Source organism: Antribacter sp. NEAU-D49, assembly GCF_057158775.1.
In genome coordinates this window covers 107,121-118,022 of the sequence record NZ_JBXTSN010000016.1, presented here as the reverse complement: position 1 = coordinate 118,022, position 10,902 = coordinate 107,121, and the positions used below count along the sequence as shown (strand labels likewise).

Annotated in this window: 10 protein-coding genes and 1 pseudogene; 4 read left to right on the top strand and 7 right to left on the bottom strand. The window is 70.7% G+C overall.

Going from position 1 to position 10,902, the window contains the following annotated elements; genetic code table 11:
- Positions 1-104: 104 nt before the first annotated feature.
- Together AC060K_RS13875 and AC060K_RS13870 are read right to left on the bottom strand one after the other, a co-directional pair.
- Entirely contained in the window at positions 105-1,133 is a 1,029-nt protein-coding gene (locus AC060K_RS13875; RefSeq protein WP_483765977.1) for a ParB N-terminal domain-containing protein, read from the bottom strand.
- Positions 1,130-2,107, bottom strand: a complete 978-nt coding sequence (locus tag AC060K_RS13870; protein ID WP_483765976.1) for a hypothetical protein — start codon at positions 2,105-2,107, stop codon at positions 1,130-1,132. The genes AC060K_RS13875 and AC060K_RS13870 overlap by 4 nt, the downstream gene beginning before the upstream one ends.
- Positions 2,108-2,721: 614 nt before the next feature.
- On the opposite strand from AC060K_RS13870, the gene AC060K_RS13865 reads away from it, so the two are divergent.
- The 4 genes from AC060K_RS13865 to AC060K_RS13850 all read left to right on the top strand — a co-directional run bounded on the left by AC060K_RS13865 (position 2,722) and on the right by AC060K_RS13850 (position 8,016).
- A complete protein-coding gene (locus tag AC060K_RS13865; RefSeq protein ID WP_483765975.1) occupies positions 2,722-2,979 on the top strand; it encodes a hypothetical protein in 258 nt (85 codons plus the stop codon).
- 17 nt (positions 2,980-2,996) lie between these two features.
- The gene (mobF, locus tag AC060K_RS13860) at positions 2,997-6,692 is read left to right on the top strand and encodes a MobF family relaxase (RefSeq protein ID WP_483765974.1); all 3,696 of its coding nucleotides are present in this window, start codon (positions 2,997-2,999) and stop codon (positions 6,690-6,692) included.
- Positions 6,693-7,028: 336 nt separating this feature from the next.
- Positions 7,029-7,430 carry a hypothetical protein gene (locus AC060K_RS13855; protein WP_483765973.1) on the top strand — a complete coding sequence of 134 codons (402 nt, stop codon included), beginning with the start codon at positions 7,029-7,031 and terminating at the stop codon, positions 7,428-7,430.
- Between the two features lie 13 nt (positions 7,431-7,443).
- On the top strand, positions 7,444-8,016 hold the full coding sequence (locus tag AC060K_RS13850; protein ID WP_483765972.1) for a hypothetical protein: 573 nt from the start codon (positions 7,444-7,446) through the stop codon (positions 8,014-8,016).
- Between the two features lie 264 nt (positions 8,017-8,280).
- On the opposite strand, the gene AC060K_RS13845 is transcribed toward AC060K_RS13850, so the two are convergent.
- The 5 genes and pseudogenes from AC060K_RS13845 to AC060K_RS13825 form a co-directional block, all read right to left on the bottom strand.
- Positions 8,281-8,613, bottom strand: a complete 333-nt coding sequence (locus AC060K_RS13845) for a hypothetical protein (protein WP_483765971.1) — start codon at positions 8,611-8,613, stop codon at positions 8,281-8,283.
- Entirely contained in the window at positions 8,610-9,473 is an 864-nt protein-coding gene (locus AC060K_RS13840; RefSeq protein ID WP_483765970.1) for an HAD family hydrolase, read from the bottom strand. Before AC060K_RS13840 ends, AC060K_RS13845 begins: the two co-directional genes overlap by 4 nt.
- A complete protein-coding gene (locus AC060K_RS13835) occupies positions 9,470-9,880 on the bottom strand; it encodes a hypothetical protein (RefSeq protein ID WP_483765969.1) in 411 nt (136 codons plus the stop codon). The genes AC060K_RS13840 and AC060K_RS13835 overlap by 4 nt, the downstream gene beginning before the upstream one ends.
- Complete coding sequence (locus tag AC060K_RS13830; RefSeq protein WP_483765983.1) at positions 9,877-10,149, bottom strand: hypothetical protein; 273 nt, start codon at positions 10,147-10,149, stop codon at positions 9,877-9,879. The genes AC060K_RS13835 and AC060K_RS13830 overlap by 4 nt, the downstream gene beginning before the upstream one ends.
- Before the next feature lie 483 nt (positions 10,150-10,632).
- Positions 10,633-10,842 (bottom strand): annotated as a pseudogene (locus tag AC060K_RS13825) (HAD hydrolase family protein); the annotation flags it as partial.
- Positions 10,843-10,902: the final 60 nt, after the last annotated feature.

Genomic DNA, 10,902 nt, shown 5'->3' with positions numbered 1-10,902 from the left:
CCTACCACCGCCGCCGACGCCAGACCCGCCTGGGGCGATTGACCCCGATCGAGTACGAAGCAATCATGACCACTCAGGTCGCACTCGCCGCCTGAGAAACCCTGTCACCTATCCGTGCAGCAGTCCCCGGCGATGGGAGGGGTTCGCGCGTTGCGGCCTGTGTCGCGGAAGGTGGTGATCTGGTCGGTGAGGTGTTCGAAGTGGTTCCAGTCCTCGTCGCTGGCGTTGGTCGCGATGGCGGCGGGGTCGGTGCCGGTGGATCGGCCGGAGAGGGTCTGCCAGAGGTTGTCCCAGGCGCGCAGGGTGTCGCCGAAGTCCTCGCCGGCCGGTGTCTTCGCTCGCGGCTTGGAGGGCTTCGCGGGGTTCTTCGTCGTGGCCTTGGTCGTGACGCGGGCGACGGCTCGGGCGGCGTCGGTGGCGAGGTCGTCGGCGGTGACGGGCGCGATGCCGGTTCGGGTGGGGTCGAGGGCGGCGATCTGGGTCATGGCGTGGTCGTAGGTGGGGAAGGTGGGTGCGCCGGCCTGGATGTCCTCGATGGCCAGGGTGGCGAGCTGGCGGGCGACGGGGGTGGTGGTCTCGTCCTCGGCGATGGCGCGCAGGGCGCTGATGCGTTCGAGGCGTTTGTAGGCGGCTTTGCCGGTGACCAGGACGGCGGCCTTGTGCCGGGCGTCGCCGGGGCGTCGTGGTTCCGGCAGGTTGCCGGGACCGCCCGGTCCCATGTCCTCGGGTGTCGGGTTCGGCGCCTTGGTCGTGGTGTGGAAGCGGGTGGCGGCCTGGCGGCGGGCGGCTTCCTCGCGTTCGACGGTCAGGATCTCGTCGTACAGCTCGGACTCCTCGACCGGGTTCAAGGGCTTGCGCTGGGTGTTCTCCTCGCGCTCGGCCAGCAGGGCGGCCAGGTGGGTGGAGATCCCCGAGCGCACGTGGACGGCGATCGTGGTCCACCCGAGCCGGCGGGCGGCCTCGAGCCGCCGGTGCCCGCAGATCAGGACCCCGTCAGGGGTGACGGTGATCGGCTGGAGCAGTCCGAGCCGGTCGATCGATGCGGCCAGGGGCCCCAGGTCGCCGAGGTCGTGGCGGTGACGGGCACCGACGGTGATGGAGTCGATGGCGCGGTGCAGGGCGTTGTCGTTCACGCGGCCACCACCCGGGGCCGGGCCGCGAGCAGCGCCGTGACGAGGGTGTCGTCGGCGAGCAGGGACCGGACCGGTTCACCGGTCAGGAGCCGGCGCAGCACCCCCGGCTGCGATCCGCGCGGTGTGCTGGTTCCGATGAGGGCCCGGCACAGGGCGGTCCAGGTGCGGGGTGGGACGTCGAGCAGGCGGGGCAGGGTCAGGTCGCGGCGTAGCGCTTCGTACGCCCGCTGGGGGTTCCCGGTAGTGGCGAGGCGGTCGCAGACGTGGCCGACGCCGAGCTCGGCGACCGCGCGGGGCCAGCCGAGCGAGCACAGCAGCTCGACGGCGTTCGCCATACAGATTCGCACCTGCACCGGGGTCAGCCCGCCGTTGCCCCGCGCGGCGGTGCCGGGTCCCGGCCCGTCCACAGGCTCGTCCACCGGGTCGGCCGCCGGGTGGTCCGTGTGGTCGCCGAGCCGGACCACCCGCGCCAGGCCCGTGTCGGTCAACAGGCGCCGGGCGGTGCTGGTCGAGCAGAGCAGCGCATCAGCGCGCTCGTCCGCGGCCAGGGTCAGGCGGACAGCATGGGTGACCACCGCCCACGGGTCACGCGCCCGCACCGTGGCCGGGGCGCGCAGCACGTGGAACGCCGCAGCGGCAGCGTCCAACGGTTGCTGGTGGTGCTTGCGGGCCAGGGCCGCGTACCGAGTCGCGCACAGCTCCAGCAGAGCGCTCGCCTGCGGATCGCTCGCCCACGCTGCCGGGTCGGTCTGGAGGCGCAGCAACAGCGCTCGTAGTCCCTCGCTCGTCGTGAACGACGCGCCGGCCGGGTCCGGGGCGTGGTCATCATCGGTGGTGGTCATGGTGTTCGCCTCCTCGGCCGCGATGTGGACTCTGGTGTCGAGGATGACGAGCACGCGCATCCGGTCGCGCACCCCGGACTTGGGGTGCGTGACCGCGGCCGACCTCTGCGCGGAGCCGTCCGCCCCGGTCACGGGCGCACCCCGGCGCGCACCCCACAAGTCGGTCCGTTACGGGTGAGCCCGAGGGTACGAGGTGGGCCAGCACTGCCGAACCCGCACCGCGGGAACGCCGCGCGTAGCTGGGCGCGGCGACGGTCGCCGGGCACGCGCGGTGGGTGGCGGTGCGTGGCGTGGCGGACGGGCTCATGCGGGTCATACCCAGCACGGTGACACACGAAAATCGCGCAAAACGCATTGGTGAAACCGCGCAGGGACGCCGCTGGGAACCGTTCGGGCAGGTCAAAACCGCGCGCTACTCGTCCTTGCCGCCTGCCCGCGCGATGCCGCCCGGCGCGGTTGTTCGGCGATGCCCGCCCACGTGCCCGCCCACGCGGCGGACGGTCCAGCCACTCGCGGGAGACCGGTCCGGAACCGTCACCGGCAGAACAGAGCGCACCGGCCCCACGGTTCCGTTGCGACCCGTCAAGGCTCGGCCGGAGCGTGTCGTCGCGTCCGGGGCGTGTGCGCACTCCTGGGGCGCTCGTCCGTGCGCGGCGGGGCGTTGGCGCCGTGGGCCGGCCACTCAGATCGGGGCGACGGCCGGGCCGGGGGGCGTACGCGCACCTGGCCGTCAGGAGGTCTCCGCCATGCCCACTTCCACAGCGCCACCCATCACCACCACAACCATCACCAACACCAACGCCATCACCACTACCAACACCAACATCACCAACACCAACACCAACACCATCACCACCAACACCAACACCATCACCACCACCAACACCAACACCATCACCAACCGACCAGTCACACCTCAGGCAGTTGAGGGCGGGGCTGCGGTTGCAGTGGATGTCACCGCCCTCGGCAGCGCCGGGCGCCGGTCCGGGGGTGGTTGGCGGTGACGGTGTCGGTGCGGAAGATGAGTGCGGGCAACGGGTATGAGTACCTGTTGAAGTCGGTGCGTAACGCCGACCTCGACGCCCCCGCGCCGGCCCCTGCTGAGGGGTTGGCGGGTTCGTGGGTGGATCCGGTGGCGGCGTATTACGCCGAGGCGGGGACCCCGCCGGGGTTCTGGCTCGGCGCCGCCGTCCGGGACCTCGGTCACGGGGAACTGGCCCCCGGTGACGGTGTGACCACGACGCATCTGCACCGCCTGCTCGGTGCGGGTCTCGACCCGATCACCACGGAGCCGCTGGGTCGCCGGTATCCGGCCTACCGGCCGGTGGGGGAGCGGGTCGAGGAACGCGCCGCTCAGCTCGACCCCGAACTCTCCGATGAGGAGCGTGCGGCGGCGGTCGAGGCGATCACGGCGGAGGAGGTCGCGGCGGGTGACCGGACTGCGACGGCGGGGTTCGACCTGACGTTCTCGGCCCCGAAGTCCGTCTCGGTGTTGTGGGGCCTGTCGGACCGCACGACGCAGGGGTTGATCCTGGCGGCGCACCATCAGGCCGTCGCCGAGACCATTGCGTTCATCGAAGCGCACATCGCCTCCACCCGGGTCGGCACCGACGCGGGGGACGGGTCCGTCGCGCACGTGGACGTGACCGGGTTGGTGGGCATGGGGTTCGACCACTGGGACTCCCGCTCCCACGACCCCCAGCTGCACACCCATCTGGTGGTGGCGAACAAGGTGCGGGCGGTGGTGGACGGCAAGTGGCGGACGCTGGACTCGAGGGCCCTGTTCAACGCGAACGTCGCGTTCTCCGAGTTCTACAACGCGGTCCTGGCCGACCGCCTCACCGCCACCCTCGGCGTCACGTGGTCGCGGCGTCAGCGCGGCCGGGACCGGACCGCCGTGCTGGAGATCGACGGCATCGGTGACGACCTTCTGGCGGAGTTCTCGTCGAGGTCGGTGGAGATCGAGCACTGTGCCGATGCGCTGATCCGCGAGTACCGGGAACGCCACGGGCGGCAGCCGTCGCGGCGGACGATCGTCAAGCTCCGCGCGCAAGCCACGTTGGCGACGCGGCCGCCGAAGACGCTCCGGTCACTCGGCGACCTCACGAACTGGTGGCACGAGCGCGCCACGCGTCTCCTTGGCCAGGACTCGCGGGCGTGGGTCCGGGGTCTGCTGGCCGGCGCCGCCCGGAACGCCAGTACGGGTGCGGCGCGGTTGTACTCGGCGGGCCAGGTCCCGGACGAGGCGATCGAGAAGGCCGCGGCTGCGGTGCTGGTGGTGGTCGGGGACAAGCGGGCGACGTGGCGGCACTGGAACCTGTGGGCCGAAGCAGAACGCCAGACCAACACCTGGCGGTTCACCACCGCCGAAGACCGCACACAGGTCGTGGCCCGGATCGTCTCTATCGCCGAGGGTTCCAGCGTTTCGCTGACCCCGCCGGACCTGGCTCCCACGCCGGAGTTCCTGCTCCGGCCGGACGGGACCACCACCCTGCGACCCCGTCACGCGACCATCTACACCTCTGAAGCCGTCCTGGCGGCAGAAGAACGACTGCTCACCTTGGCGGCCGACACCACCGGCCCAGCCGTGGCCGGGACCCTGCTGCGGTCTGTCATCGACGACGTGACCGCTCAGGGGATCGTCTCCGAGTCGCAGGGCGAGGCGGTCCTGTCGGTTGCCACCTCCGGCCGGGTGGTCGACGTGCTGGTGGGTCCGGCCGGGACCGGGAAGACGACCACGATGCGGTTGCTGCGCGCCGCGTGGGAGCACGCCCACGGCACCGGCTCGGTGGTCGGTCTCGCGCCCTCCGCGGCTGCTGCCGAGGTCCTGGCCGCCGACCTGCGGATCGGGTGTGAGAACACCGCCAAGTGGCTCACCGACCACACCGCCGGCCTCGTCGTGTTCGGGCCGGGCCAGCTGGTCATCCTCGATGAGGCATCCATGGCCGGCACCCACACCCTGCACGCCATCACCGCCCACGCCGCGCGTGTGGGGGCGAAGGTGCTGCTCGTCGGTGACCCCGCCCAGCTCTCCGCCGTGGAGACCGGCGGAGCGTTCAACCTCCTGGTCACAGAACGCAAGCGCACGACCGAGGATGTGCCGGAGCTCACCGAGGTCCACCGCTTCACCCACCCATGGGAGAAGACCGCCAGCCTGCGCCTACGCGACGGCGACCCGGGAGTGCTCGCCCTCTACGAGGAGCACGACCGCATCCACGCCGGGACCACCGAGGAGATGACCCGAGCCGCCTACGAGGCATGGAAGACCGACACCGACGCCGGGATGGTCTCGGTGCTGATCGCGGCGGACGGGTCGACGGTCACCGACCTGAACCGTCGAGCCCGCGCCGACCGCCTGCTGGCCGGGACCGTGGGCGACGGGCGCGCCGCCCGCCTGACCGGTGACGTCGAAGCCTCGGCAGGGGATGTGATCGTGACGCGTCGCAACGACCGCACCCTGCGCCACGGCCACCACGGGTGGGTCCGCAACGGCAACCTCTGGCAGGTCCTTGCCGTGCACCGCGACGGGTCGGTCACCGCCCGCCGCATCGACCCCGACGACCAGGCCCGTAAAACGCCCACCAGCACAAACACCCGTAGCAGGAACCGCATCGGGGAAACCGCGCACGCCCGGCGAGAAAACGCGCACCCGGCCGGGACGGTCCGGCTTCCCGCCGCCTACGTCGCCCAGCACGTCGCCCTCGGGTACGCGATCACCGCCCACCGCGCCCAGGGCCTGACCGTCGACACCGCCTACACCGTCACCACCCCGACCATGACCCGGGAGGCGCTGTACGTCCCGCTCACCAGAGGCAGGGACGCCAACGTGGTGTTCGTGCCCGTCGACCAGCCCGACCACGACCAGAACCACAGCCACGCGGCCACCGGACACGCGGACCACGAGATCCCCGACCTCGCCCGAGCCCGCGCGGTCCTGGCCGGCATCCTCGCCCGCCCCGGCGCAGAGCCCACCGCCCACGAGACCCGCCGCGCCGAGCAGGAGCAGTACACCTCGATCGCGAGGCTGGCCGCGGAGTACGACACGATCGCCAGCCTCGCCCAACGCTCCCGCTGGCACCACCTCGTCACGGACACGCTCCGGGCCGAGGGCTTCACCGGGGCGGAGATCGCCGCGGTGGTGGAGTCCGACGCGTTCGGACCACTGTGCGCCCAGCTACGCCGCGCCGAAGCCAACGGCCACCACGTCAACGCCCTCCTCCCACGCCTCGCCCGGTCCCGGAGCCTGTACGACGCGGACGACGTCGCCGCCGTCCTGCACCAACGCCTTGAGCACGCCACCACCCGCCCAGCAACCCACCGGCCGCGCCTGGTCGCCGGGCTGGTCCCCGAAGCCCTCGGCACCCTGCCCGACGACGTCCGCGAAGCCCTCCACGCCCGTGCCCGACTCATCGAACAACGAGCCAACGACCTCGCAGAACGGGCAATCCGCGACCGCGAACCATGGACCCGGCACCTACCACCTCGACCCGTCGGCGCACGGGCCGAGCACGAATGGAAGCGCGTCGTGCTCGCCGCTGCCGCCTACCGCGACAAGTACGCCATCACCAGCGACACTCCGTTCGGCGACGCCCCGACGAGCCTTGCTCAGCGCGAAGATGTTCGGCGCATCGCCAGGATGCTTCACCTCGTTGCGAGCAACCTGGAAGACCTCCAGCGGCGGTCCCGCGGCGCCCGACCCTCGGGCCCAACGATTTGAGGGGGGTCTGTTCCACGTCTCTGGCGAGGGCTTGCACCCCGGCCGCCTGGCGCCTTCCCTGGGCGGCCCACCACATCGTCTGGCGTCGCGGGGATCGTCGAGGGATGCGCCGCCGGGACATTCCCGCGACGGAAGCCACACTATGGACATCCCGAGATATCCGGCGATAGTGGACCGCCAGTCATGCGAAAGCAAAGGAGCGGTCTGATACGAAGGCGTGCAATCGGTGCGTGGCTCGTGACACTAATGGTTGTGACAGGTGTCGCGAGCCCTGCAAGTGCGGACTACTACAGCGGAGGTGTCGGTACCACACGTTTCAACGTCCGGATCACGGGGGTGAACAGCACGTGGAGCGGGTACCTCTGGCATGGGATCACGGCGTGGAACGACACCGGCTCCACGACGAACGTAGGGATCTTGGTGGTCTCCAGCTCGACCAGACAACTCACCGCCAGCAACTACGCCGACAGCTGGCTCGGCAACTACTCGCCGAGCGGGACTCGCAGCAGCCGCAACTTCCTGATCCGCGCCAACGCCCGCAGGATCGGCGAGATGCAGTCCTCGACGTTCGCCACATGGGCAGGGTTTACCTCGACCCACGAACTGGGCCACGCGCTCTCGCTGGACGACAACCCGGGCACAAGCCTGGCATCCGTGATGAAGTACGTAGCGCCGACGAGTACTCCCGGCACATTGCCCAGAACATACGACCGTGACGAAGTCATCCGGATCTTCTGAGGGGAGACCTGGCATGCGCATCCATCGACGTCTCGTTGTTCTCGCGGTCGCCGTCGCCGCGACGACGACCGCCTGCTCCAGCAGCGAACCTGTCGTCTACCACTCGTCCTATGTGACCTATCAGACGAGCGACGAGCTGGTAGCAGACTCCTCGCTCGTCGTGATCGGCACACCGCTGAGCAGCGAAGCCCGTGTGATCGACATCGCGCTCGACCCCTCGACGGCGGGCGACAAGGACCTCGATCCGCAAGCCGGCGCGACCACCGGCACCGCCGACAGCACGTTCGTCTACACGGTCTACAAGGTCCAGGTCGACGAGGTCGTCCAGGGCGAGGCCAAGGTCGGCGACACCATCGAGGTCCGAAGGCTCGGAGGCGACCTCGACGGGACGCGGTATGTCGAGGAGCGTGAGGCCGAGTTCACGCTCGACTCCCAGTACGCGATGTTCCTCCACGAGTGGCCCGGGCTGCCCGCCACCCTGGTCAACGCCGACCAGGCGATCTACCAGGCCACAGACTCCGGGACTTTCACTCCGGTCGCGAAGAGCAACCCCATCCGCGACATAGCGGCGGTTTTGAGCCGGTAGACGGATACGGGGAGGCGTGACTGACGTTGCACTACGAGGTCACGCCTCCCCTTGGTGCTTCCTCACACGGCCGTCCGCCACTCGTGGCAGGCAACGACACTCCATCTCGGACAACTGGCGACAGGAACACTGGCGCAGGTTGAGGCGGGCCGGGGCTCCCCCGAGGGGAGGAGGAGCCCCGGCCGGGGTTTCCCGGCTTCCTTGGCGGGCTCGCGGCCGGGCGGGGGCAGGCGCCCGGCCGCAAGATCGGTGGTCGGGCAGGGGCTACAAGGGCCGGGCCACGTCCAGGGTGTAGAGGCCGCCGTGGTTGTGGTCGTAGCGCCACTTGGGGCGACCGTCCCCGGTGAGCGCGTAGGCGTACCCGGCCGCGACCAGGGCGCGTTCCAGGTCGAGCATCGTGGCCCCGACCGCTTCGGGCAGGTCGGTGTGGTGGGCGATCATCGCGTCGCCGTCACCGGTCCAGACCTCGCACGAGGCCAGCGCCGGGCCGGTGCCGTCCAGCCGGACGCGGACGGAGACGGGGTGCAGGCGCGGGTGCAGGCTCGCCGCGAGGTCGCGGACCGCGCGCAGCAGCTCGACCGGCGGCGTGGCGGTCATGATCCCGCCCCAGCCAGGGCTTGCGCCTCGACTGCGGGCGAGCTGCCCGGAGTGGTGAGCAGGTCTCGGAGAACCATCGCCGCGCCGTGCTTGGCCAGGGTTCCCGTGATGTAGTCGGCGGCGTCCTGGACGACCGTCGGGGCGTGGCCCATGGCGTAGGAGCGGGCGGCCCACTCCATCGCTTCGATGTCGTTGACGCCGTCGCCCACGAACACCGTGTTAGCCGGAGCGACGTCCATCCGGCTGCGGACAGCATCCAGCGCGGAGGCCTTGGACAGCCCGGCCGGAGTCACGTCCAGCCAGGACGAGGAGGCGGGGTTGACGGTGACGCCGAGCGACCGGACGGGTTCCATCAGCAGTGCGGTGGCGTTCGGGGCCGACAGGATCACCCGGGGTGCGGGCTCTGCGGTCAGGTCGTCGTCGGAGACGACGATCTGGCGTCCGTTGACCTCGGCCCGGTCGAACAGCTCGGACACGTGGTAGCCGAAGCCGACCTCCTCGATCGCGACCCGCACCGCTGGACAGAGGCGCCGGGCAAGGCGTAGGACGGGTGCGACGTCGAGGGTCTGGCAGGACTCGACCCGGTACCCGCACGGCCACGTCCGGTCCAGCCGCGCGGTCACCGCACCGTTGGACGCGACGACCCACGAACCGTCCAGCCCCAGTGCCTTCGCGAGCGGGAGCACGCCGACCAGGGAACGTCCAGTGGCCAGCACGACGACATGCCCTGCCGCCACGACCTCGGTGACCGCCTGGCGGGTGACGGCGGGGATGGTATTTGTCCCGTCCTGACACAAGGTCCCGTCGATATCCAGAGCGACCAGCAGCCGCGCCCGGGCCATGTTTTCGGTGGTGGTCATCGCACGTCCTCCGTCGTGTCTGTCGCGGTGTCGCTCGGCGCGGCCATCGTGGTGGGAGGGGTCCGGCGGGGAAGGGAGTCGGTCAGCCGTGCTCGCCGCTGCTCGTTCGGCCGCGTTTCGCCGATCACGACGCACGTCGCGCCGTCAGGTTCCAGCTCCAGCGCCACCCGTGACTGGACCGCCGCCAGCCGGGCCTGGGCGGGAAGGATGACCAGGCGGGCGTTGTGGAACTTCGCTGTCTGGACGACCTGGCTGATCGTGAACGTGTCGAACCGGTCGGTCACGATCTGCGCGAGTGCGAGCCCCTCGGTGCGTGCGTAGTCGGTCACCGCGTCCCGCTGGCCCTCCAGCGCCTCCCCCTCCGGAGCGCACACATACCCGACGGCCACCGGGCTCGGCGCGCTCACCGCACTGCCCCGAGCGGTCGCCGCAGAACGGACCGGACCTGGACCTCGAGCCCGTCACGCACCCCGGTCCACAGCGTGTGACCCGGTACGAACATCCGATGATCGAGCGGGATGTCCAGACCGAGAGCACGCGCGATGGCCTCACCTTCGGCCAGCACCATCGGCTGGAGGCAGACCCGGTCGCGGGTCACCGTGACCAGCTCGATGCGGTCGCGCCCGACGGCGTCGACAATCCGGGATGCTGCTTCGAGTCCGTGATCGATACCCATCGGGCACCACCTCTCGTGGCTGGTGGCGGGACCAGGGGCGTCCCACCTACTGTTGTGAGCGGCATCACGCCGGCTCGGTCTCAACCCTCGGGGAATGCGCCCTGGAGTTGGACTGACAGGGGGTACGCGTTTCGGCGTACAGGCGCGGGCAATCGACAGGGGACGTCGCGTGGCAGCTCGGTCAACACTGACTCCGATGCAGGGTGCAGCCCCGCACGGGGACGTCGGCGTGGTCGCGGCGTTCGTGTTCAAGCTGCTGCGCAGCGCGGTCGGGCGCCGCCAGACCGACATCGCCGAGTACCTGCGTGTCGACGTCAGCACGATCCAGGGATGGGAGAGCGGACGACGTCCGCTGTCAGCGCTCAGTGGTACGAGCCTGCTGCGGGTGCGCAACAGCCTCATTGCCCTGGGCGCACCGGCGGCGGCAGCCAACCTGCTCACCGGGAGAACGACCGCGGCGCGTGACCGGCCCGTCACGGCGCCGTTGGACGCGACGAGCCAGCCGGAGGTCAGCCCGAGCTGCTGGGAGACCGGGACCACGCCGACGAGCGAACACCCCGTGGCGAGGACGACCTCGATCCCTCGGGCGAGCACGTCAGTGACCGCTTCCCGCGTCGCGTCCGGCACGATCCCGTCCCGGCCGACCAACGTCCCGCCGATATCCAACGCGACGATCTGGGCGGTACGGGTCACTGGCCCTGCAAGAGCCGCCTCTTCCGTGGGCTGCTACATATCGGTTCCCCCTGCGTTTCG